Annotated in this window: 19 protein-coding genes; 6 read left to right on the top strand and 13 right to left on the bottom strand. The window is 64.4% G+C overall.

What is annotated here, in order from left to right; genetic code table 11:
- Positions 1–77: 77 nt before the first annotated feature.
- Complete coding sequence (locus C0Z19_RS03925; protein ID WP_102608539.1) at positions 78–1,709, top strand: methyl-accepting chemotaxis protein; 1,632 nt, start codon at positions 78–80, stop codon at positions 1,707–1,709.
- Positions 1,710–1,764: 55 nt separating this feature from the next.
- On the opposite strand, the gene C0Z19_RS03920 is transcribed toward C0Z19_RS03925, so the two are convergent.
- The 4 genes from C0Z19_RS03920 to C0Z19_RS03905 all read right to left on the bottom strand — a co-directional run bounded on the left by C0Z19_RS03920 (position 1,765) and on the right by C0Z19_RS03905 (position 5,991).
- Positions 1,765–3,210, bottom strand: a complete 1,446-nt coding sequence (locus C0Z19_RS03920) for a flavin-containing monooxygenase (protein WP_102608538.1) — start codon at positions 3,208–3,210, stop codon at positions 1,765–1,767.
- 68 nt (positions 3,211–3,278) lie between these two features.
- Positions 3,279–4,451, bottom strand: coding sequence for a tetratricopeptide repeat protein (locus tag C0Z19_RS03915; protein WP_102608463.1), 1,173 nt, complete (start codon positions 4,449–4,451; stop codon positions 3,279–3,281).
- A gap of 112 nt (positions 4,452–4,563) precedes the next feature.
- Positions 4,564–5,250, bottom strand: a complete 687-nt coding sequence (locus C0Z19_RS03910) for a PspA/IM30 family protein (RefSeq protein WP_102608462.1) — start codon at positions 5,248–5,250, stop codon at positions 4,564–4,566.
- A gap of 216 nt (positions 5,251–5,466) precedes the next feature.
- Positions 5,467–5,991 (bottom strand): hypothetical protein, encoded by a 525-nt coding sequence (locus C0Z19_RS03905; RefSeq protein WP_102608461.1) that lies wholly within the window; start codon positions 5,989–5,991, stop codon positions 5,467–5,469.
- Between the two features lie 405 nt (positions 5,992–6,396).
- On the opposite strand from C0Z19_RS03905, the gene C0Z19_RS03900 reads away from it, so the two are divergent.
- Both C0Z19_RS03900 and C0Z19_RS03895 read left to right on the top strand, forming a co-directional pair.
- Entirely contained in the window at positions 6,397–8,868 is a 2,472-nt protein-coding gene (locus tag C0Z19_RS03900) for a penicillin-binding protein 1A (protein WP_102608460.1), read from the top strand.
- Positions 8,869–8,951: 83 nt separating this feature from the next.
- Complete coding sequence (locus C0Z19_RS03895; protein ID WP_102608459.1) at positions 8,952–10,100, top strand: patatin-like phospholipase family protein; 1,149 nt, start codon at positions 8,952–8,954, stop codon at positions 10,098–10,100.
- 152 nt (positions 10,101–10,252) lie between these two features.
- Here C0Z19_RS03895 and C0Z19_RS03890 read toward each other — a convergent pair whose 3' ends face one another.
- The 3 genes from C0Z19_RS03890 to mfd form a co-directional block, all read right to left on the bottom strand.
- Positions 10,253–11,266 (bottom strand): threonine/serine dehydratase family protein, encoded by a 1,014-nt coding sequence (locus tag C0Z19_RS03890; RefSeq protein ID WP_102608458.1) that lies wholly within the window; start codon positions 11,264–11,266, stop codon positions 10,253–10,255.
- A gap of 37 nt (positions 11,267–11,303) precedes the next feature.
- Positions 11,304–12,563 (bottom strand): acetylornithine deacetylase, encoded by a 1,260-nt coding sequence (argE, locus tag C0Z19_RS03885; RefSeq protein ID WP_102608457.1) that lies wholly within the window; start codon positions 12,561–12,563, stop codon positions 11,304–11,306.
- Positions 12,564–12,667: 104 nt separating this feature from the next.
- On the bottom strand, positions 12,668–16,180 hold the full coding sequence (mfd, locus tag C0Z19_RS03880; protein WP_102608456.1) for a transcription-repair coupling factor: 3,513 nt from the start codon (positions 16,178–16,180) through the stop codon (positions 12,668–12,670).
- A 186-nt stretch (positions 16,181–16,366) separates the two neighbouring features.
- Here mfd and ispD point away from each other — a divergent pair, with 186 nt between their 5' ends.
- Positions 16,367–17,110, top strand: a complete 744-nt coding sequence (gene ispD, locus C0Z19_RS03875) for a 2-C-methyl-D-erythritol 4-phosphate cytidylyltransferase (protein WP_102608455.1) — start codon at positions 16,367–16,369, stop codon at positions 17,108–17,110.
- The gene (gene ispF / locus C0Z19_RS03870) at positions 17,107–17,598 is read left to right on the top strand and encodes a 2-C-methyl-D-erythritol 2,4-cyclodiphosphate synthase (protein ID WP_102608454.1); all 492 of its coding nucleotides are present in this window, start codon (positions 17,107–17,109) and stop codon (positions 17,596–17,598) included. Before ispD ends, ispF begins: the two co-directional genes overlap by 4 nt.
- Before the next feature lie 186 nt (positions 17,599–17,784).
- Here ispF and C0Z19_RS03865 read toward each other — a convergent pair whose 3' ends face one another.
- The 4 genes from C0Z19_RS03865 to ompR form a co-directional block, all read right to left on the bottom strand.
- Positions 17,785–18,312 (bottom strand): carboxymuconolactone decarboxylase family protein, encoded by a 528-nt coding sequence (locus tag C0Z19_RS03865; protein ID WP_102608453.1) that lies wholly within the window; start codon positions 18,310–18,312, stop codon positions 17,785–17,787.
- An 85-nt stretch (positions 18,313–18,397) separates the two neighbouring features.
- Positions 18,398–18,946, bottom strand: coding sequence for a peroxiredoxin (locus tag C0Z19_RS03860; protein WP_102608452.1), 549 nt, complete (start codon positions 18,944–18,946; stop codon positions 18,398–18,400).
- A 186-nt stretch (positions 18,947–19,132) separates the two neighbouring features.
- Positions 19,133–20,482 (bottom strand): ATP-binding protein, encoded by a 1,350-nt coding sequence (locus C0Z19_RS03855; RefSeq protein ID WP_102608451.1) that lies wholly within the window; start codon positions 20,480–20,482, stop codon positions 19,133–19,135.
- A 44-nt stretch (positions 20,483–20,526) separates the two neighbouring features.
- Positions 20,527–21,261: an osmolarity response regulator transcription factor OmpR gene (gene ompR, locus C0Z19_RS03850; RefSeq protein WP_425330249.1), complete on the bottom strand. Its 735-nt coding sequence runs from the start codon at positions 21,259–21,261 to the stop codon at positions 20,527–20,529.
- Between the two features lie 236 nt (positions 21,262–21,497).
- Between ompR and C0Z19_RS03845 the strand changes: the two genes are divergently transcribed.
- On the top strand, positions 21,498–21,845 hold the full coding sequence (locus C0Z19_RS03845) for a hypothetical protein (protein WP_233195984.1): 348 nt from the start codon (positions 21,498–21,500) through the stop codon (positions 21,843–21,845).
- Positions 21,846–21,858: 13 nt separating this feature from the next.
- Here the strand turns inward: C0Z19_RS03845 and hpnD are convergent, their stop codons facing one another.
- Both hpnD and C0Z19_RS03835 read right to left on the bottom strand, forming a co-directional pair.
- A complete protein-coding gene (gene hpnD / locus C0Z19_RS03840) occupies positions 21,859–22,740 on the bottom strand; it encodes a presqualene diphosphate synthase HpnD (RefSeq protein ID WP_425330252.1) in 882 nt (293 codons plus the stop codon).
- 135 nt (positions 22,741–22,875) lie between these two features.
- Complete coding sequence (locus tag C0Z19_RS03835) at positions 22,876–23,073, bottom strand: hypothetical protein (RefSeq protein ID WP_102608447.1); 198 nt, start codon at positions 23,071–23,073, stop codon at positions 22,876–22,878.
- Between the last annotated feature and the right edge of the window lie 242 nt (positions 23,074–23,315).

The raw sequence follows: 23,315 nt of genomic DNA, 5'->3' as shown, positions 1-23,315 counted from the left end.
GAGCCGTATGTGCGCGCTTCACCACCACCACGGAGGGAGTCGTGCCACGCTTGCGCACAAGCGCGCACGACGATGCCATGCTTAAACGCTTTACGATTCGCGGCGGGCTTACGCTCACGATCGCGGGCTATACGCTCGCTTTGATGGCGGCGATGGCCGCCGGCATGTTGGGCTTAAAGAAAAGCAACGACGCGCTTCAGCAGATGTATGCGACCGATACGGCCGCGCTCACGCATCTGAAGACGAGCTCCGAGCGGATGCTTCAAGTGCGCCTCGCGCTAGGCAGCTACGAGACCTTGTTCTCGATGGGCAAGGCCGGCGACGACTTGCTGCCGAAAGCGCATGGCGTGCTCAAAGAGAGCGACGCGCAATGGGCCGATTATCTCAAGAAGCCGCGCGACGAAAACGAATCGCGCCTGGCGGACGCTGTCACGACCGCGCGCACTGCGCTCGTGCAGCAGGCCATCACCCCTGAGTTTCAAGCGCTCGAACAGAACGACTTCAATACGTTCCGCACGTTGCAGGGGCAGACCGCGAACGAGCTCTACGCGCGCTACGAAACCGCCATCAACGAGCTCGAGGCGCTGCAGGTCGCACACCAGGAAGCGCGTTACGCCGCGTCGCAGTCCGTCTTCCACACGTTGGCGACAGCGGCGGCCATCATCGCCGCGATCGCGTTCGTCATCGGGCTGTTTGCGCGCGCCGCGCTCGTCTCGGCCGTGGTTCGACCGATCGACACCGTCATTCGCCATTTCGAACGCATTGCGGAGGGTGATTTGACGGGTGCGATCGTCGCCAAAAGCAATAACGAAATGGGGCGGCTGCTGGTCGCCCTTCAGCGCATGCAGACCGCGCTTGTCGCGACCGTTTCGCGTGTTCGCACGGGGTCCGAGGCGATCATGCACGGTGCCCGCGAAATCGCGACGGGCAACGCCGATCTGTCGCAACGCACGGAGCAGCAGGCCGCATCGCTGCAGGAAACGGCCTCCAGCATGGAGCAGTTGACGGCGACGGTAAAGCTCAACGCCGAGCATGCGATCGAAGCGAGCGGTCTCGCCCGCGATGCGTCGGATACGGCCACGCGCGGTGGCGAAGTCGTGGGCGATGTCGTGCGCACGATGGACGACATAGCGTCGAGTTCGAATCAGATCGGCGACATCATCGGCGTCATCGAAGGCATCGCGTTCCAGACCAACATCCTCGCGTTGAATGCGGCCGTCGAAGCGGCGCGCGCCGGCGAACAGGGCCGTGGCTTCGCGGTCGTGGCGGGCGAAGTGCGCAGCCTCGCCCAGCGCAGCGCGAGCGCGGCCAAGGAGATCAAATCGCTGATTGCGGCATCGGCCGACAAGGTGCAGACCGGCAGCGCGCTCGTCGGTCGAGCCGGCAAAACGATGGATCAGGTCGTGGCTGCGGTGCATCGCGTGACGGACATCATCGGCAAGATCAGTGCGGCTTCGGGCGAGCAGTCGACGGGCATCGAGCAGATCAACCTCGCCGTCGTCCAGATGGATTCGGTCACGCAGCAAAACGCCGCGCTGGTCGAACAGGCAGCCGCGGCGGCAGCTTCGCTCCAGGAACAGGCGGCGCAACTCGACGCGGCGGTTGCCGCTTTCCGCGTAGAAACGCGCGGGATCGAGCACGAACAGGGCGCTTTGACGGCTCGTCGCGCCCACGCGCCGCTGGCGGCGGAACCGGCGCTCGCCGGCTGAACCGACAGCGTTTCATTCGGGCCGGCCGGCGCTTGTCGACGCCGGCCGCTTGCCGCTACGGGATCAGTCGATAATCGGCAACCCGCAGGCGACGCGTGAGCCGCCGGAAGACAAACGTGAAGCCGGGCCACAGCACCGTGTTCCTGCCGCTGTTGGACAAGTACCAACTGCGGCAGCCGCTCATCCAGACCGTCCCTCTGAAGGCCCGCTGCAGGCGCTCGTTGAAGACGTCCTGCACTTCGGCGCGAACTTCCATCGTGCGTACGCCGCGCTCGGCCAACAGGCGCACGCAACTGGCGATATAGGCGATGTGGGCCTCGATCATGTAGACCATCGAATTGTGGCCGAGTCCGGTATTCGGGCCGAGCATCATGAAGAAATTCGGGAAACCTGCAATGCTCGTACCGAGATAGGCTTGCGGCCCCGCACTGCGCCAGCGCGCGTCGAGGTCCGTTCCGCCCGTGCCGGTGACGGGGAATGGCGCGCCTGCGTCCGCCACGTCGAAGCCCGTGCCGCAAATGATCGCGTCGACGCGATAATGCCGGCCGTCCTCGGTCACGAGGCCATCTGCGACAATTTCCCGTATCGGTGTGGTCACGACCCCGACGTTCGGTTGCGTGAGGGCAGGGTAGTAATCGCTCGATAACAGCACGCGCTTGCAGCCGAGCAGGTAATCGGGCTTGAGCTTCGCGCGCAGCGCCGGGTCCGGCACGCGGCGCTCGAGGTAGCTGGCGGCGAAGCGCATGGGCGCTTTCATCCATTTGGGATTGACGATGAAAGCGAGCGCGCGGGCTTCGTGACGCCAATACACCGACCAACGGGCAAGCCGCTGCGCAAGCGGCAGCAGACGAAAGATGCGCTGCGCGCGCGGGCCGATCGCCCGGTCGGGCCGCGGCATGATCCACGGCGGCGTGCGTTGGAAGACATGCAACTGCGCGACGGTAGGCGCAATGCGCGGAATGAACTGGACGGCGCTCGCACCGGTGCCGATGACGGCCACCGTCTTGCCTTCGAGCGGATACGTGTGATCCCAGCGCGCCGAGTGAAAGAGCGCGCCTCGAAACCGATCGATGCCGTCGATGCGAGGTAGAGCCGGCCGCGAGAGCGGACCACTGCCCGCGATGACGATATCGACTTCAACCGTCTCGCGGGCCGGAACGGCGGCCGCATCGCCGGCCGTGGTTCCGGTCGTCACGATATCGAGTCGCCATACGCGAGCGTCATCGTCGAAGCGCGCCGCCGCGACGCGCGCATTGCAACGAATCGACGGTTCAAGGCCGTAATCGCGCGCGCACTGTTTGAGATACGCGAGGATTTCCGGCTGCGGACCGAACGTGCGCGTCCACGAGGGGTTCGGGGCGAACGAGAACGAATACAGGTGGGAGGGAATGTCGCAGGCAGCGCCCGGATAGTCGTTGTCGCGCCACGTGCCGCCGATCCCGGCGGCTGCCTCGTAGACCGTCAAGGAGGCGACGCCCATCTGCCTCAGCCGAATCGCCATGCCGATGCCGGCGAACCCGCTGCCGATGATCGCGACGCGCAGCGGGATCTTGCAAGAACGTGCCACGCTCAGGTATCGCTCCAGCCGCCCGAGTCGTCGTTGCCGAAGTCGACGCCGCCACCGCCGCCGCTGTCGTCGTTCCAGTCGTTCGAACCTTGGCCGAAATCGACGCCGCCCGAATTGTCCCGTTCCGCGGTGCGGCGGCGCGCTTCATCGTCATCGACGATGACGTCGCGCTCGATCACACGGTCGCGGCCATGCGAGAGGGCCTCGCCGAGCAGCACGCCCGTCAGCAGACCGCCCATGCCGCCCATGCCGCCACCGCCTTGCTGAACGATAACCGGCGGTTGCTGTTGGGTCGGATAGGGCGGTTGCATGCCGTACGGCGCTTGTTGTTGCTGCAGGCGCTCGGCTTCCTGCGCATAGGCCGACGGGCCCGCGCCGGGGGCTTGCGCATTGGGATCGGGCCGCCCTTCGGTCCGTGCGCGCAAGCTATCGAGCTGGCGCGCCAGATCGTCGAGCTGGTAGGCCGGCACCGGGTTGCCGTTGTTCGACAACAACTCGACCAGCGCGCGCAGCTGGTTCTCGACGCTTTCGACTTCGCTGGCGAGCGTTTCATGGCCTTGCGAAGTGGATAGACGCGCGTCCAGCTTGAGCGAGCGGGCCGCATTGAGCAAGTCGGTCGCGCGCTTCAACTGCGCACGGCGTTCTTCGTCGGCACGGCCGTCCTCGTTCGAACGGGCACGCCGAAGCGTCCAGCGCAGGATCAGGACGATCGCCACGATCAGCACCGCCAAGCCGATCCACGCGGCCATCGACGGGCCGTGATGCTTGGGAGCGGGCGTAGAAGGCAGCGCCTGCACGAACGGGTTGGCCGCGCTGTGCGCCGTCGGGGCCGGCGCCGGCGTCCCTGCGCGATTGGCGGCTGCGCGCATGCGCGCTTCCACTTGCGCGAAGCGGGCGGGGTTCGTGAAACGGATCTGCGGATCGAGCGTTTTGGCCTGCTCGATCTGCGCCAGCGCTTCGGCGTTGCGGCCTTCGTTGGCGAGCACCTGGCCGTAAAGGTAGTGGGCGTGCGCGTTGTTCGGATGGTCCGCGAGCACCTGCGTGAGCTCGGCATCGGCTTGCTGCCAATTGCCTTGCGCCATGGCGCGTTCGACCTGCTGAGCGCTCGGCGCGGCGAACACCGCGCTCGACGCAAAGAGCAGTGTGGCGCCCACAGCCGCGAGGAATGTTTTCATTGAATCCACCGGGCGCGAACGCCCGTCTCCATAACCATCGACCTGTTTCAGTCTGCGTGCGCCTGGCTGCTCCGACCGCTCGGCATGGCTTGGCGCAACGCGTTGCCTTACGTCATTGCGCGGGCGTATTCGTGCTCATCTGCTTCTTGAGGGCCTCGAGCCGATCTTCGACCGTCGGGCCGCGGTCGAGCGCCGCGAGCTTGTCCTCGAGCGCCTTGCCCGACGACGTATCGGCCGAGTTCAACCGCGCGTCGGAGCGCGCGTTCGAGAGCGCGACCTTGTCCTCGAGCTTGCGGAAGTCTTCCGACAGATTCTTGCCGCCGATGCCACCCAGCGCGGTGGCGGCGACGTCCTTCGCCTGAGCGATTTCCTGCTTCGCTTGCAGGATATTCGAGCGGGCGTTGAGGTCATTGCGGCGCTGGCGCATGTCGGCGATCTGGCTTTTGAGCTGATCGACGGAAGGTTCGAGCGTGGCGAGTTCCTTGGCCAGCGCGTCGCGTTCCGCCTCGGCATTCGCTTGGGCGGCCAGCGCTTCGCGCGCGAGTCCTTCATCCCCCGATTGCAGCGCGCGTTTGGCGCCGTCTTCATACTTTTTCGCCTTTTCCGCAGCGGCGTCGTGCTTGCTCTGCTGCATGGCGACCTGCGCCTCGATCTCGATCAGCGCGTTTTCGGCTTTGCCGATGCTGTCGTCGAGCTCGCGCACGATCTGGCGCGCGTCGCGCGAAGGATCCTGCACGGAATCGGCAGCATCGTTGAGCAAGCCTTTGACAGTACGCGAAATTGAGTCGAATAACGACATGAAAACCTCCGTGAATTGAAATCGGCGCCGAACGCGGGCGGATGGCGGTGGGCGGTGCCCGTGCCTACATGCTACGCCGCGTTGCAACCGGCGGCGCGGCGCTGGGTCGGCGGCGCGTTGCGCTTGCCGAATGTCGGGACGCGCTGGCCGATTGCAAGAGTTGCCCGGTCATCGCTTCCCGTTTTTGCCGCCCGCGGATAGTACAACAGGGTATCGTTAAAAACGGCTTAAATCGCCCGATTGATTGGCGATCGCGCGGGCGACGACCGCTTCGTCGTCGGCGTCGGGCCGATCGTCGGGGCGAGTGCAGGCGTCGGTCGCCAGCGCTCGCGCCACCGCGGCGGCTACCGACAAGCTGGGCGCGACATTTTCGTTCTCCTCGTCGTCCCGGCCCGACGTCGCCGGCTCAGCCGGCGTGGAACGGCGCGAAGCAGCAGCGGCGGCGCTTGCTTCATCGGCCGTTTGCAGGGGCGCAAGCGTGCGCCCCGTGAGTCCGGGCGCGACGCCGGAGCCCGCCGCGAGGCGCCGCAGCCGGTCGCTCTCGGCAATCTGACTGCGCGCCGCGCCGAGCCGATCGACGAGACCCGCCGCTCGCACTTCTTCACCCGTTTCGTCAAAAGCGAGCACGGCGCGCCGCACGAGTTCGCTCAGGCTGATGCCCAAGCGCTCGGCGCGGGCGGCGAGGACGCGCTTTTGGGCGGGCGTAACGAAGAAGACGAGACGTTCGCTGCTTTGGCTCATGGTTGGCTCTCTAACATGGAGACGTCGTACGGCGCGCACAAGCGGAAAGGGCCGGCGCCACGGTGCCCTCCATCATAAGACGGCACGCGCTGCCCTCAAACGCACCCGGCCGCGATATTGGTGCGCCATCAAGCACTTATGCGCGTTTTCTGCAGGTTCTCCACAGGTCTTTCAACATTTTCTGTTGATAACCTGCGACTATCGGACAGGGTTGCCGCTCTGCATTCAATTCTTACAAAAGAAATTCCCGTGCCGGCTTGGCGATTTCGTTAAAATGCGCTGTTGTTTCACGCTCGGCGGTGAGCCGGATACGGCCGCCAGACCACTACACATACACATTGCGAGTCACGCTGCGGGTTTCGCTCGTGGCGAAGAGGCGCTGAGAGCCGCGCCATTCATGCCGTCATGCCTATCATTAAACGACCACCTTCCGATGGCCGCTCGGCCGACGACCGAGTCCCCTCCCAACCTGCCAACCGAAGCCCCCGAAGCGCAAGCCGTTCGCTCGGCGGCCGGATTGTGCTGGCGTTCGCGGGCCTCGTTGCCACCGCGGCCGTGGTCGGCGCGTTGATCGTCGGTTACGCGCTCATCGTCATGGCGCCGCAGTTGCCTTCGCTCGATGCGCTGACCGACTATCGCCCGAAGGTGCCGCTGCGGGTCTATACCGCCGATCACGTGCTGATCGGCGAATTCGGCGAAGAGCGGCGCAGCCTGGTCCGCTTTGCCGATATTCCCGATGTGATGAAGAAGGCGGTGCTCGCGATCGAGGATTACCGTTTCTATGAGCATGGCGGCGTCGATTTCATCGGCATCCTGCGCGCCGGCACGGCCGATCTGTTGCACGGCGGCGCCTCGCAAGGCGCGAGCACGATCACGATGCAGGTGGCTCGCAACTTCTTCCTGTCGAGCGAAAAGACCTACACGCGCAAGATCTACGAAATGATGCTCGCCTACAAAATCGAGCGGGCGCTCACGAAAGATCAAATTCTCGAGCTCTACATGAATCAGATTTATCTCGGTGAGCGCGCGTACGGGTTTGCGGCGGCCGCACGCGTGTACTTCGGCAAGGATCTGAAGAACATCTCGCTCGCCGAGGCGGCGATGCTGGCCGGGCTGCCGAAGGCGCCATCGGCCTACAACCCGGTGGTCAATCCGAAGCGCGCGAAGATTCGCCAGGAATACATCCTGAAGCGGATGTTCGAACTGGGGTACATCACGCAGGCGCAGTACGACGAGGCCGTCAAGGAGCCGATTCACACGAAATCCGCGGGCACGGAGTACAGCGTTCACGCCGAGTACGTGGCCGAAATGGTGCGGCAGATGATGTATGCGCAGTACAAGGACGAAACCTATACGCGCGGGCTGACCGTCACGACGACGATCGACTCGGCCGATCAGGACGCTGCATATCGGGCTGTGCGCAAGGGCGTGATGGACTATGAGCGCCGTCACGGTTATCGCGGGCCCGAAGGGTTCGTCGAGCTGCCCGCTGCGGGCGACGATCGCGACGAAGCGATCGACGACGCGCTCGCCGATCACCCCGACGACGGCGAACTCGTCGCCGGTGTCGTGACGGCCGCCAGCCCGAAAGAATTGACGGTGCAGCTCGTCGACGGCGGCATCGAGAAGGTGACGGGCGAAGGCCTGCGTTTCGCGGCGTTCGCGCTCGGACCACGCGCGTCGCAGGCTCAGCGTATTCGCGTCGGCTCGATCGTGCGCCTCATGCCCGATGCAAAGGGCAACTGGCAGATCACGCAGCTTCCGCAGGTCGAAGGCGCGCTCGTTTCGCTGGCCCCGCAAGACGGTGCCGTGCGTGCGCTCGTGGGCGGCTTCGATTTCAACAAGAACAAGTTCAATCACGTTACGCAGGCGTGGCGTCAGCCCGGCTCGAGTTTCAAGCCGTTCATCTATTCCGCGTCGCTCGAGAAGGGGCTCGCGCCGGCGACGATCATCAACGATGCGCCGCTGTATTTCCCGCCCAGCACGCCGGGCGGCGATCCGTGGGAGCCGAAGGACGACGATCAGCCCGAAGGGCCGATGACGATGCGCGTCGCGCTCGAAAAATCGAAGAACCTCGTCTCGATCCGCATTCTGTCGTACATCGGCACGAAGTACGCGCAAGACTACGTGACGCAGCGGTTTGGCTTCGATGCCGACAAGACGCCGCCGTATCTGCCGATGGCGCTCGGCGCGGGGCTGGTCACGCCGTTGCAATCGGCCGCGGCTTATTCGGTGTTCGCCAACGGCGGCTACCGCGTCAATCCCTATCTGATCGCCGAAGTGGACGATGCGCGAGGCCAGCCGGTGTCGAAAGCGCAGCCGATCGTGGCAGGGCAGAATGCGCCGCGTACGATCAGCGGCGCCAATGCCTACATCATGAACAGCCTGCTGCATTCGGTCGCGACGGCGGGCACGGGCGCGGGCACGAACGTGCTGCATCGTTCCGACCTTGCAGGCAAGACGGGTACGACGAATGACGCGAAGGACGGTTGGTTCGCCGGCTATCAGCCGACGCTCGTCGCCGTAGCCTGGATGGGCTACGATCAGCCGAAGAGCCTTGGAAGCCGCGAATTCGGCGCGCAGCTCGCGCTGCCGATCTGGGTCGACTACATGAGCCGTGCGTTGCGCGGCGTACCGGACCAGCCGATGCCGATGCCCGAGGGCGTCGCCACCGTCGACGGCGAAATCTACATGGCCGACCGCGTGCCCGGCAACGGTTTTGTCGCGAGCATTGGCACCGACTCCGGTAGCGCGCTGGCAGGGTCAGGGGCGAGCGACGCAGTCGGAACGGTCGGCCCGGCTGGCTTGGCGACGCCCGATGTGACCAAGCAGGAGCAAAAGCAGATTCTGAATCTGTTCGAGGACAACCGGCCGTAACGCACGGCGCCGCGCGACGCATCCAGACATGGCTCGCCTGCGTATCTTGGTCGATGGATTGACGAGAGACGACGGAGGGGCGAATGCAAGACAATTCGAGCGGCGTCCGTAGCGGAGTGGCGAGCGAGCGCGCGGCGCGTGCCGGAATTCCCGGACAGATCGTGCTCGTGCTGCAAGGCGGAGGGGCGCTCGGCGCTTATCAGGTCGGCGTCTACGAGGCGCTGCACGAAGCCGGTATCGAGCCCGACTGGGTGATCGGCACATCGATCGGCGCCGTCAACGGTGCCATCATCGCCGGCAACCCTCCCGGCGAGCGGCTCGCGCAACTCGACGCATTCTGGTCGCGCGTCGCGGCGCGCAGTGCCACGGCGGGATGGCTGCCGGCGTTCGACGACTGGTGGCGCCGCGCTTCGATTTTTCTTCAGGGCATCCCGACGTTCTTCACCCCGTCGCCCTTCGCCTGGCTGGGGGTGCAAGCGCCGCTCGGGCGAGAGCTCGCGTCGTTTTATACGACACGGCCGCTACGCGAAACGCTGCGCGACCTCGTCGATTTCGACTACCTCAACACCGGTGCCGTGCGGTTGACAGTCGGCGCCGTCCATGTCGCCAATGCGCGGATGCGCTACTTCACGAATCGCGACGTGGCGCTCAGCGTCGACCATGTGATGGCGTCGGCTGCGTTCCCGCCAGGGTTTCCTTCGGTACAACTCGATGGCGAGTCGTATTGGGATGGCGGCATCTACTCGAACACGCCGCTCGAGGCTGTGCTCGACGATCGGCCGCGCCGCAGTTCCGTCATCTTCGCAGTTCAGCTCTGGCCCGCGTTGGGCCGCGAGCCCAAGTCGATTCTCGAGGCCATGGTGCGCCAGCGCGACATCCAATATTCGAGCCGCGCGCAGAGTCACCTGGAGCGGCAGCGCCAGATTCATCGGCTGCGCCATGTGATCCGCGAACTGGAGCAATACATTCCCGAGGCGATGCGCGACACGCAGGCCGTTCAGGATCTTCTTGCGTGGGGATGCGGCACGACCATGCAGGTGCTCGAACTTGATGCGCCGAGTTTCGGCGAAGACGATTTTCATAAGGACATCGACTTTTCCGCATCGGGGATCGCGCGTCGCCGCACCGCCGGCTATGACGATACCCGCCGCATGCTCGAACGCGCTCCCTGGCGCGAAACGATGGATCCGATGGAGGGCATTGCCGTCTATCGCGAGGCACATGGCGACTGAATGCGGGCCTTGCGGGCGCGAGATTGCTCCGATCCGTCACGAACAAGGCGCGCCAAAAAAATCGTTGTGTGTACAACCGCTTAGCGCGATCGCCCAAAGCTTATCAACAGGTCTGTCAACAAAAACTGGGGATAAGTTCCATAGCGTGTGCCTTATCCCTGCGCGTTTTGGACGTGCGCTGCGAAGGTGGCCGCATCGGTATTCGAGCCGCACAGCAGCACGCCTACGCGCCTGCCTTGCAGCGTTTCGCGCAACGGCCCGAGCAGCGCAGCGGTGGCGGCTGCACAGGCTGGCTCCACCGCGATTTTCAACTGCGTGAAGAGCTTGAGCATGGCCGAGCGCAACGCATCGTCGGAGACGGTCACCAGCCGATCGATATGGCGGCGACAGAGTTCGTAGCTGTATTGCTCCGTGTGCGGGGCCATCAGCGAATCGGCGATCGAATGCATCGCGCCCATTTTGATCGTGTGATTGGCGGCAAAGCTTTTGCCCATCGCATCGGCCCCTTCGGGCTCGACACCATAGACATGTACGCGAGGGTTGGCGAGGCGCAGGGCAGTCGAGACGCCGGCGGCAAGCCCGCCGCCGCCTATGGGCACGATCACGGCGTCGAGGTCGGGCGTTTGCGTGGCCCATTCGTAGCCGAGCGTGGCGGTGCCCAGCACGGTTCGATAGCCGTTGAACGGATGGATGAAGAAACGGCCTTCCTCGGCTTCGATGCGGCGCACGATGTCGAACGCTTCCGCCGGCGTCTCGGCCACGACGACTTCGGCGCGATACTGTTTGCACAAGTCGATCCGCGTCGGTGTCGTCGTGCGGAAGACGACGACTTTCGCGCTGACGCCGAGCCGCATCGCCGCGTAGGCGACGGCAGCCGCATGATTGCCGCCCGAGACGCAGGTCACGCCGACGCTGCGCTGCGCGGCGTCGAGCGCGAGCAGATTCGTGAAGGCGCCGCGCGCTTTGAACGTTCCGCTCGCTTGCAGCAATTCGAACTTGAAGTTGATCGCCGTGCCTTCGAGCGACGGAAAATCGTGGCGCTCGAACACGGGCGTGCGCAACACCCAGGGCGTCAGCGCGAAGTGCTGCGTGGCGATCGCGTCGAGCGTCGGGATCGGCTCCGCATCGATCGTGCGATTGGTCGGTTGCGGAATGGCGGTAGACATGGCTCGAGGCACCTCGGTAGAGGGCGATCGCTGTGCGCTATGCGTGCGCGTCGACCGACATGCTGTGGATGAACTTGCGCAGGAAGTCTTCGCAGGCCGCGAGTTGCGCAAGTTCCACGTACTCGTTGGGCTTGTGCGCCTGCTCGATGTCGCCAGGCCCGCAGACGATGCTCGGCACACCGGCGCGCGCGAACAGCCCCGCCTCGGTGCCATACGCAACTTTGCGCGTTTCGCGATTGGCCGTCAGCGCGCGCACGAGTTCGGTGATCGCGGCTTGCTCGGAGGCGTCGAGACCGGGCGCCGCGGCGATCTTGGTGAACTCGATGGCCGCGTTCGGATGTTCGCGCCGCATTTGCGGCAGCAGCGTCTCGTGCGCGTAGCGTTGGATGCGTGTGAATACCGCCTCGGGATCGAGCGTGGGCAGATTGCGGAACTCGAAGCCGAACCGGCACTCGGCCGGCACGGTATTGATCGCGTTGCCACCTTCGATCGTGCTGGTTTGAGCCGTCGTGAACGGCACGTCGTAGTACTCGTCGAAGGGGCCGTCGCGACGCATTTCGTCGGCGAGGTCGCGGATGTGGCAAATCAGCCGCGCAGCGTACTCGATTGCGTTCAAACCCTTTGGCGTCAGCGACGAGTGCGCTGCATGACCACGTACGCAACAGCGGTAAGCGTTGATGCCCTTATGCGCAATGATCGGACGCATGCTCGTCGGCTCGCCGACGATGCAGCCTTCGGGGGTGAGCCCACGCCGCTGCAAGTCGGCGATCATGTAGGGCGCACCCGTGCAGCCAACTTCTTCGTCGAAGGAAAGCGCGAGATGAATCGGTTTGGCAAGCCGCGTCGCCTGCATCTCGGGCACGAGGGCGAGTGCTGCGCCAATGAAGCCCTTCATATCGCAGGTGCCGCGGCCGTACAGACGACCCTCGCGCACCTGCGGCTTGAACGGATCGCTGTCCCACGCCTGGCCGTCAACGGGGACGACATCGGTATGACCGGACAGCACGACGCCGCCGTGAGTCGCACCGTCGTGTGCGGGGATCGTCGCGAACAGGTTTGCCCATTGGCCCCGATCGTCGTGCGTCAATGTCGAGGCGATGCCCAGCGTCGCCAGGGCGTCACGCACCATTTCGATCAAGCCGATGTTCGGGACGCGGCTCGTCGTATCGATCGATACGAGCCGCTCGACCCAGGACAAGCTCAGCGGCGAACGCGCAGAGGATGCGGCGGAAGGCGAGGCCGGCGGGGAAGCCGGAGAAGGAGAAGACAAGTGCGCCGTTTCAACATCCTGCGACATGGCGAAGCTCCCGCTTTTTAAGTGGTCCGATCATACCGAAAAAACACGACCGGACCCAAGCGATCGCACAGGTTGATATTTGTGCGGTGCGCCATCGGGCAACGCTACCGGGTTGCCGCGGGGGCGTTTTGACGTGCGGGCGCCCCGAGCGCACGCAGCGATTCCTTCACGGTGGACAGGCGCACCGAAAGGTCGGGGCTACGCGTTTCGATGCGCAGTTTGTCCTGGCCCGCGAGCTTGATGTGCTTGTGCTTCTGCACCATTTCGATGATGCGCATGGCGTCGATCGGCGGGTTCGGGACGAATTGCAGGCTGATCGCGTTCTCGCCCGCATCGATCTTCGAAATGCCGAGCGGCTTCGCGGTGAGCCGCAATCGATGCGTTTCCACGAGTGCATATGCTTGCGGCGGTAGCTTGCCGAAGCGATCGATGAGTTCTTCTTGAATGTCGTCGATCGAATCGCTCGTCTCGCAGCTCGCGAGCCGCTTGTAGATCGAGAGGCGTTCCTGCACATCGCCGCAGTAGTCGGCCGGCAGAATCGCCGGCGCATGCAGGTTGATTTCGGTGGTTGCCGCCAGCGGCGCCGTGAGGTCCGGCTCCTGCCCGTTCTTGAGTGCCCTGACCGCGTCCGCGAGCATGTCGGAATAGAGCTGAAACCCGATCTCGTGAATTTCGCCCGATTGCTTGTCGCCCAGCACCTCGCCCGTGCCGCGGATCTCGAGGTCGTGCATGGCAAGGTAAAAGCCCGAGCCGAGTTCTTCCATCTGCTGAATCGCTTCGAGCCGCCGCTGCGCCTGTTTCGTGAGCCCTTGCGGGTCATGTACGAGCAAATAGGCGTAGGCCTGGTGATGAGAACGACCGACGCGCCCGCGCAGCTGGTGCAATTGCGCAAGACCGAACTTGTCGGCGCGATGGATGATGATCGTGTTCGAACTCGGCACATCGATACCGGTTTCGATGATGGTGGTGCAAAGCAGCACGTTTGCACGCTGCGCGACGAAATCGCGCATGACGCGCTCGAGCTCGCGCTCGTGCATTTGGCCGTGCGCCACCGCGATGCGTGCTTCGGGCACGAGCGCTTCGAGCATCGCGCGCCTGTTCTCGATCGTTTCGACTTCGTTGTGCAGGAAGTAGACCTGGCCGCCGCGCTTGAGCTCGCGCAGCATCGCTTCGCGAATGACGCCGTCTTCTTCGCGCCGCACGAACGTCTTGATGGCGAGCCGCTTTTGCGGCGCGGTCGCGATGACGGAAAAATCGCGCAAACCTTCCAGCGCCATGCCGAGCGTACGTGGAATCGGCGTCGCGGTCAGCGTCAGCACGTCCACTTCGGCGCGCAGCGCCTTCAGCGCTTCTTTCTGCCGAACGCCGAAACGGTGTTCCTCATCGATGATGACGAGGCCCAGACGTTTGAAGTGCACGTCTGACGACAGCAGTTTGTGTGTGCCGATGACGATGTCGATCGAGCCGTCGTTGATCTGCTCGATCGCCGCATTCACCTCCTTGGTCGACTTGAAGCGCGAGAGCTCGGCGATGCGCACAGGCCAATCGGCAAAGCGGTCGGTAAAGGTCTGCGTGTGCTGCTCGGCGAGCAGCGTCGTCGGTGCAAGCAGGGCCACCTGTTTGCCCGCCATGACGGCGATAAAGGCGGCGCGCAGGGCGACTTCGGTCTTGCCGAAGCCGACATCGCCGCACACGAGGCGATCCATCGGGCGCCCCGCAGTCATGTCGCCGATCACCGCGGCGATCGCCGCAGCCTGGTCGGGTGTTTCTTCGAAGCCGAAGCTCTCGGCGAACTTCGCGTAGTCGCGCGGTTCGAGTTTGAACGCGTGACCTTCGCGCGCTGCACGCCGCGCATAAAGGTTCAGCAGTTCTGCGGCCGTATCGCGGATCTGCTGCGCGGCCTTGCGCTTGGCCTTTTCCCACTGGCCCGAGCCCAGTGCATGGAGCGGGGCGCTTTCGGGGTCGGCGCCGCTGTAGCGCGAGATGACGTGCAACTGCGCCACGGGCACATAAAGCTTGCTGTCGCTCGCGTATTCAAGGTGCAGAAACTCGGTTTCGCCTTCGCCGAGATCCATCGTCACGAGGCCCATGTAGCGGCCGATGCCGTGCTGCGCATGCACGACCGGGTCGCCGACCTTGAGCTCGGAAAGGTCGCGCACCATCGAATCGACACTGCTGGCCTGCTCCTGGCGACGCCGCCCCGCGCGGCGCGCGAGTGCGCCGTAAAGCTCGGTTTCCGTGACGATGGCCACGTTCTCGCCCGGCAGCGAAAAACCGGTCGTCAGCGGCGCGACGCCGAGCGTGAAGCGCTCGTCGCTCGTCAGCCAATCGGCGAAGCTGTCGACCGCGGCCGGGCGCAGGCCATGCTCGGCCAACAACTGCGCGATCGTTTCGCGCCGGCCGGCCGATTCGGCTGCGACGAGCACGCGCCGCTCGCTGCCTTCGACATAGCGACGCAATGCGGCGACCGGATCGTCGGCGTGCCGATCGATTGCGAGCGAAGGCAACGCCGCGGACCAGGCGCTGTCGCCGTTGGCCGGCAGCACGAGCCGCGCGAACGGCTTGGCGAGGGTGTAGAAATCGTCGTCGGAAAGGAACAGGCGCTGCGGTTCGAGGATGGGCCGCTCGCGGTCGTGCGAGAGGAAGTTGTAGCGCTGCTTCGTATCGAGCGTGAAGCGGCGGATCGCGCCGTCGAGATCGCCGACGAAGGCCAGTTGCGCGCCCTCGGGCAGGTAGTGAAACAGTGTGGCCGTTTCGTCGAAGAAGAGCGGCAGGTAGTACTCGATGCCGGCCGACGGCACGCCGTTGCCGATGTCCTTATAGATCGACGAGCGGCTCGGGTCGCCTTCGAACACCTCGCGCCAGCGGCTGCGAAAAGCGGTACGCGCCGCTTCGTCGAACGGAAATTCGCGGCCCGGCAGCAGACGTACGTCCCGCACGGGATAGAGGCTGCGCTGCGTGTCCGGATCGAAGGCGCGGATCGAGTCCACCTGATCGTCGAACAAATCGATCCGATACGGCAGCGGCGAGCCCATCGGAAAGAGGTCGATCAGCGAGCCGCGCACGCAGTACTCGCCCGGTCGCACGACCTGGCTGACGTGCTCGTAGCCGGCCAGCGTCAGCTGCGCTTTGAGCTTGGCCTCGTCGAGCCGTTCCCCCTGTGCGAAAGAGAACGTGTATGCGGCGAGGAATGCGGCCGGCGGCATGCGATAGAGCGCGGTCGTGGCCGGCACGAGCAGGATGTCGCAGCGGCCTTCGCCCAGATCGTGCAGCGTCGCCAACCGCTCGGAAACGAGATCCTGATGCGGCGAAAACGTGTCGTACGGCAGCGTTTCCCAGTCGGGCAGCAGGCGCACACGGGCATCCGGCGCGAACCAGGGGATCTCCAGGGCGAGCCGTTGCGCATCGACGGCGCTGGCGCAGACGACGGCGAGCAGCGGTGTACGCCCTTTGGGCGACTGTGCGGGCAGCCCTTGGGCGCGCGCGGCCTCGCTATAGCGCGCGATCAGCAGGGCGTCGGACGAGCCGTGCGTGCCGTCGAACGCAAAGCGTTGACCGGCTTTCACGAGTGCGAGCGGTAGAGTAGGCGTGGCGGATGAGCTGGCGGTTTGCGACATGACTAGGAGCGTACGGCCTCGGCGTGAGCGTGACGAAAGCCCCGGCAGCGGCGCAAGACGCGTGCGGGCAGGGGCTTTCGAGCGCCGGGCGGTGATTGGCGATCAATCGGACGCCCGGGGCAAAGCGCCTATTATAAAATCCGTCGTCTATTTTTGATTGGCGGCTGCGCCGCCCGCCCGGATTTCGTGACTTCCGCCTCTTCCCGACCATCCCGTCCCGCCCGTTTATACGCGCTGATTCCCTGCGCGGGGACCGGCAGCCGCTCCGGCGCACCCATGCCGAAGCAGTACTGCACGGTAGCCGGGCGCGAACTGCTGTACTACACGCTTGCCGCGTTCGACGCCTGCGATGAGCTTGCGCAAACGCTCGTCGTCATTTCGCCCGACGACACCCACTTCGACGAACGCCGCTTCGCCCCCTTGCGCTTTGCCGCGCGTCGCTGCGGCGGCGCATCGAGACAGGCGTCGGTGCGAAACGGACTCGATGCGCTTGGGCAATCGGGCGCGGCCGACGATGACTGGGTGCTCGTCCATGACGCGGCGCGACCGGGTATCACGCCTGAGTTGATCCGCTCACTGATTTCGGCGCTGGCCGACGACGAAGTGGGCGGCATCATGGCGCTGCCCGTTGCCGATACGCTCAAACGTGTGGACATCGAGCACGGCGATCGCATTGCGCGCACCGAGTCGCGCAACGGCCTGTGGCAGGCGCAAACGCCGCAGATGTTTCGCATCGGCATGCTGCGCGAAGCAATCGCACGGGCCGAGCGAGACGGCCACGATCTGACCGACGAGGCGAGCGCCATTGAATGGCTCGGCCATGCGCCGCGCCTGGTTCAAGGCAGCTTGCGCAATTTCAAAGTCACTTACCCGGAAGATTTCGCGCTTGCCGAGGCGATCTTGACAGCAACAGGAACCCATCAACAATGAATTTCAGAATCGGACAAGGCTACGACGTACACGCATTGGTGCCGGGGCGCCCGCTCATCATCGGCGGTGTCACGGTGCCGTACGAACGCGGCCTGCTCGGTCATTCCGACGCCGATGTGCTGCTGCATGCCGTCACGGACGCGCTGTTCGGTGCCGCGGCGCTGGGCGACATCGGCCGCCACTTCCCCGATACGGATGCGCACTTTGCCGGCGCGAACAGCCGCGTGTTGCTGCGCGAGTGCGCCGCGCGCATCCGGCAAGCCGGTTTCACGATCGTGAACGTCGACAGCACGGTCATTGCGCAGGCGCCCAAGCTTGCGCCGCATATCGAAGCGATGCGCGCGAACATCGCCGAGGATCTGGCGTTGCCCCTCGCGGACATCAACGTCAAAGCGAAGACGAACGAAAAGCTCGGCTACCTGGGGCGAGGGGAGGGAATCGAAGCCCAGGCCGTCGTACTGCTCGCCCGGACGGGCGGCGCGGTCTGAACGCGATCAGGAAACTCATGGCGATGTGCAGCCGGCATTTTGTATTGGGTTCCCACTGCAGGCCGTGGTGGAACGAGACCGATCACGACGTCGGCGGTGCTGCCGGCGGGCAATATGAAAGGGCGAGTCGAGGCTCGCCCTTGATCACTTCGCACGCCACGCCACCCGGCTAATCCTGCTTGCACATCACTTGCCTTCGGCCGCGATGACCTGCGCAGCGGCATTCACGACGGCGGCGATACGGCCCACATCGCGCAATTGCTGCACCGACATCCCTTGCTCGTTCTTGAGCAGCGCGAAGTGCGACTGGATGCAGAAATGGCATTTGCCGACGATCGACGCAGCCAGCGCATACATTTCGAAACGACGCTTGTCGACGCCGCCGTGCGAGGCGTAAGCGCCCATCCGCAACTCGGCGCGTTGCGCCTTCAGATCGGCATCGTCGGCCATCTCGACGAACGGATACCAGACGTTGTTCATACCCATCAGCGCCGCAGCCGTTTGTGCGCCGGTCAGCTCTTCGGGCGAGAGCACGCCGGCGGAGCGGATCGCTTCGATGATCGTGCGGCTCTTCGCCGCGAACGCGGCGGCCAGCGCGACGCCGACGGCGTCATTGCCTTCAAGCGAAGAACGAACGATGGTGCCGTCCAGATTCAGGCGAATGTCCTTCGCGTAGTCAGGGATGAGTTCCTTAATCGAATTCACAAAATCCATTGTTTTCTCCTATCGGCATTTCGATAAAAAAGCCCGCCGGCTCCAGAACACCATAGCGGGCTTCGGGCCAACGCTGAGCTTGCGCTTACAGCGTCGAGCCGCCGACTGCGCGGTTGCACGGGCAGAGTTCGTCCGTTTGCAGGCCGTCGAGGATACGCAGGATTTCCTGCGTGTTGCGGCCGACGTTCAGGTTGTTCACCGAAACGTGCTGGATCGTGTTGTCCGGATCGACGATGAACGTCGCGCGCAGGGCCACGCCCGCTTCCTTGTCGCGCACGCCGAGCTGGTCGATCAGTTCGCCCTTGACGTCGCCGAAAGCATAGTGGTTCAGCTTGTCGAGGTCCTTATGCTCACGGCGCCATGCGAGCTTGACGAATTCGTTGTCGACGCTGCCGCCGAGCAACACGGCGTCACGCTCTTCGAAGTCTTTTTGCAGCTTGGCGAATTCGACGATTTCCGTCGGGCAAACGAAGGTGAAGTCCTTCGGATAGAAGTAAATGATCTTCCACTTGCCCGGGAACGATTGTTCGGTGATTTCTTCGAAGGCCGACTGGCCGTTTTCTTCGTGATGGTTGAAGCCCGGCTTCGCAGCGGTGACGGTGAATGCTTCGAGTTTATCGCCCACGGTTTTCATGCGGTGACTCCTGTGTCTGGTTGGGAAGAAACGCGTTGTTCAAAAGTACCTGTTCGCTGCAACGAATTCGTTACACAGGCTCGACTATATCCCTATTGAATTTACCAAGCAATAGAATTTATCTAATGAAGCGGATAGAATTTTCCAACTGCAGCGATAGTTTTGTTGACGACAAGCGGACCGACGTCACGCGCTCTTGGCGAGCGGAAACTCGATCGTGACTTCGAGCCCGGGGCCGGGCGTCCGGTTGCGCAGTTTCAAGGTGCCGTGGTGGCGGCTGACCAGACGCTGCACGATCGCCATGCCCAGGCCTGTCCCGTTGGCCTGCGTTCGCGCCGAATTGACGCGGTAGAAGGGACGGGTCACGAGCCCGATCTGGTCGTCGGGGATGCCAGGCCCTTCGTCCAGCACTGACAACTCCACACGGGAATGCGAAACGCGCGTTTCGAGCATGACGTGCGGGATGCCGTCGGTTTCACTGAGGCCGTACTTCTTCGCGTTTTCAAGCAAATTGCCGACCACGCGCCGCAGGTCGGTTTCATCGGCTTCGATGATGGCCGAATCGGCCAGCCGCGAGATGAGGCGCACGCCGTCCTCGCTCGCCATGCGCGCAGCCATCTCGCCCGCGACCAGCGACAGATCGACGGCACGCGAGAAGTGCTGCGGCGGGCGTGCGTAGTCGAGGAAGCGCCCGATGATCGAATCCATCTGCTCGATGTCGTCGATCATCGCGTCCTTCGTCGCCTGGTCGGATGGGCTCATTTCGGTTTCCAGCCGCAACCGCGCCAGCGGCGTGCGCAAATCGTGCGAGATGCCGGCCAGCATCAGTGCGCGATCGGCTTCGAGCTGTTCGAGGTCCTGGACCATCTGGTTGAAGCTGCGATTGGTCTCGGCGGCCACGCCCAACCCGCGCTCGGGCAGCGGTTCCGGCGCCTGGCCCAGGCCGACCTTGCGCGCGGCTGCTGCCAAGCGCGCGAACGGGCGGTTCACGAGGCTCGTGATGAACGCCGCGCCGAATAGCGACAACGCGAGCGCGAACACGCCCCAGCCAGCCCATTGCAGGCCCGTGACGCTATCGAGCTGGTCTCGGTCCAGCGCCACCCAGTAATCGTCGTCGTCGATTTTGAAACTGATCCAGACGCCGGGAATGTCGTTGACCGATTGCGCAATGACCGTGTCGTCGCCGAGCCGGCCACGGATGTCGTGCTCGATGAGCCGATTGAGCGATTCATCGGGCTGGAGCTTGAACTTATCGGTCGCCTCGCGCGGATAGACCCGCACGCCTTCGTTGCTTTCGAGATCTTGCAACAGCGCCCGCCGCAGATCGGGATCGGAGTAGAGCAGCGCCGTGCGCGTGAGCTTGACGACCGCCACGAGCTGCAGCGCGACGCGCTGCGCGCGCGGCTCGCGCTCGATCACCCGAAAGCTTTGAAACCACGCGGCAAGACTGACCGCGATCAAGAGCGCGATCAAAAGAAACGTGCGCCAGAACAAGCCCCCGAACGCGTGGGCGAGAAACCGCCGGTTGATGCGCATGAGGGCTTATTCGAACGCGCGGAGCGACAGGGCTGACGTTGACGTCACGCTGCGCCGTCGGGGATGAAGACGTAACCGAGACCCCACACCGTTTGGATAAAGCGGGGACTGCCCGGATCGACTTCGATCAGCTTGCGCAAACGCGAGATCTGCACGTCGAGGCTACGGTCGAACACTTCGTATTCGCGACCGCGCGCGAGCTCCATCAGCTTTTCGCGCGACAGCGGTTGGCGCGGATGGCGCGCGAATACCTTCAGCACCGAAAACTCGCCCGTGGTGAGCGGAATCTCCTGGCCCGACTTCGTCAGCGTGCGCGTGGCGAGATTGAGCGCGAAATCGCCGAATTCGAACACCTCTGCCGTTTCGGATGGCGCGCCGGGCAGCTCGGAGGGCGACTGGCGACGCAGCACCGCGTGAATGCGCGCCACGAGTTCGCGCGGATTGAACGGCTTGGGCAGATAGTCGTCGGCGCCCATTTCGAGACCGACGATGCGATCGACGTCTTCGCCCTTTGCCGTGAGCATGATGATCGGCGTGCGATCGTTGCTGCCGCGCAGCCGGCGGCAGATCGACAGCCCGTCTTCGCCGGGCAGCATGAGGTCGAGCACGAGCAGGTCGAATCGCTCGCGCACCCACAGCTTGTTCATCGCGGGGGCGTTCTCCGCAACATAGACGTTGAAGCCTTGCTCGCCCAGATAACGGCGCAGCAGGTCACGCAAGCGGGGGTCGTCGTCGACGACGAGAATCTTCGAAGGGTTTTTAGTTTCCATGGGCGGCATCTTAGCGCGATTGGAAAGCGGGTCGAGGAATACGAAATTAACGGGTTACAGACAGTTACAAAATTTACCCGTGTTGATGCGTCGCGTAAACGGCGTCCACTTAAACTGCTTCACGGATAGCGGCTGTTCGGTGGATACTTCATCCCATAACACCATTCTTTCGCGCTCGATGATCGAATCGGGCATCTGCACACGTAATTCGAGGTAGCCGGTTGCCGCATGACGAAGGGAACAAGATGACGGTGGGACGCGCGTTCCCGTGCCTGCGAGCGCGGATCGTCGCGGTCGCCATCGCCGGCGCGCTTGCCAGTCTGACCGTTGCCGTCGACGCGCGAGCGCAAGCGCCGCTGCGCGAGCGACGGGCCGAGCACCCGGTGCGTCCTTTGCGTCACCGCTATCTGCCGCCGCACCGTGAGCCGCTCGCGGCTCCGGCGCCTGCAAGCACGTCCGCTTCGATCGTGCGGACGGCTTCTTCGCCGGGCGAGTTCGGCGAGCATCAACGTGACGGCCACATGACCCCCGACGAGCGGCGCTTGTTGCGTCAGCACATCGAAGATGCCGTCCGGGAACTCTACAGGCAATAAGGGAACCCGCGCCTCAGCGCTTGCGCGCCGCGCGCCAGGCGATCCACAGCTTGCGGATCGGCGTGAGCGCTATCCGTTGATGAAGCACCTGGAACTGGTCGCGCTCGATTTCGTCCAGCAGCGCAAGCGCCATGGCCGCCTGCGCCTTCAGCGTGCGCTGCGTGGCGCGTTCGTCCGCCGGCACGCCGGCAAGCGCCGTCTGCAGCGAATCGCGCGCGCGATTCGTTTGAAACCGCATCAGTTCGGTGAACGCGGGGCTGTATTTGCGGTTGATCAGCTCAGCTGCCGTTACGCCGAAGCGGCGTAACTCGTCGATCGGCAGGTAGATGCGCCCGTGCCGCGCGTCGTTGCCGAGTTCCTGCACGAATTGGGCGAGCATCAGCGCATTGCCGAGCGGGCCCGCCCACTCGTGCGCCCGGGCAGGTTCGCGTGCCGTGACGCGCGCCACGACGCTCGCAAATGCTCCGCCGACGCGCTCGGTGTAGCGCGTCAGGTTGGCAAAGTCCAGATAGCGCGCCTGGTCGAGATCCATCTCGAAGCCGGCGACGAGCGCACGCAACATCGGCGCTTCCGCTTCGATATCGTCGCAGTGCGCAACGAGCGCATGCGAGACCGGATGCGAAGGCTGCCCCGCAGCCAGTGCGGCCGTTTCCTTTTGCCACCATGCCAGCTTCGTGCGCCCGACGGTCGGATCGCTCGTATCCTTTACCGTCTCTTCGAGCTCGCGGCGCAGCGCAAAGAGCGCGGTCAAGAACGCCTGGCGAGCGGCCGGCGCCTGGCGCAATGCGTAATAAGCACTCGAACCCGCAGGCGCAGCCTTTTGCACGCAGTATTCGTCGAAATGTTGAGAGGCGAAAGTTTGAGACGGCGACACGGCGAGCGGGTGGTCGGGCAGTGAATGATGTGGGGGGTGCGAACGCGGGCCGCGCGAGGCCCGATGTTCGCTTCGGTGCGGATACTACCGCACTTCGCGGCACAGCGACGCATCATGCCGCGGCCGCCCGATCATTCGGCGCCCATCGCGCCGGTGCTACTGCGGGCGGCGTGTCACGGCTTTGACAACCGACGCCCCGCGCGCCGTCAACCGCACCTGACGACCGCCGACCAGCCTGTCGAGCGCGACGAGCTGGCGCTCCACGAGCGACGCGAGGTCGCCTCGATCGAGCGCGTCCAAGTCGCGCGTGCCCCCCACGAGCAACAGCGCGGCGAATTCATGCGGGCTGAGCATGGCCTTCTCCCTTGCAGTTCAATCAGTGTCTGCTATTCAAGATAGAGTGGTTAATGCGCCTGGGGGGCGCGCAAATTGTCGCAGAGCCTCGATGTGATGCCGCGGCGCTGTATCCTGACGATGTTTGTATCACCACGTGAGCTATTTATCTGTGTCGCCGGTTCGGGCGATTTCGCGGTGCCGCCACCGCGTCGTATAGGGAGCGGACGCCACGAGCCCATGGCTACGGTGCGCGCCAACGC

The sequence above is a fragment of the Trinickia soli genome (assembly GCF_002879855.1).
GTDB classification, from domain to species: domain Bacteria; phylum Pseudomonadota; class Gammaproteobacteria; order Burkholderiales; family Burkholderiaceae; genus Trinickia; species Trinickia soli.
Note: the sequence above shows the minus strand (reverse complement) of the source record. Positions and strands in the feature narration are given on the sequence as shown.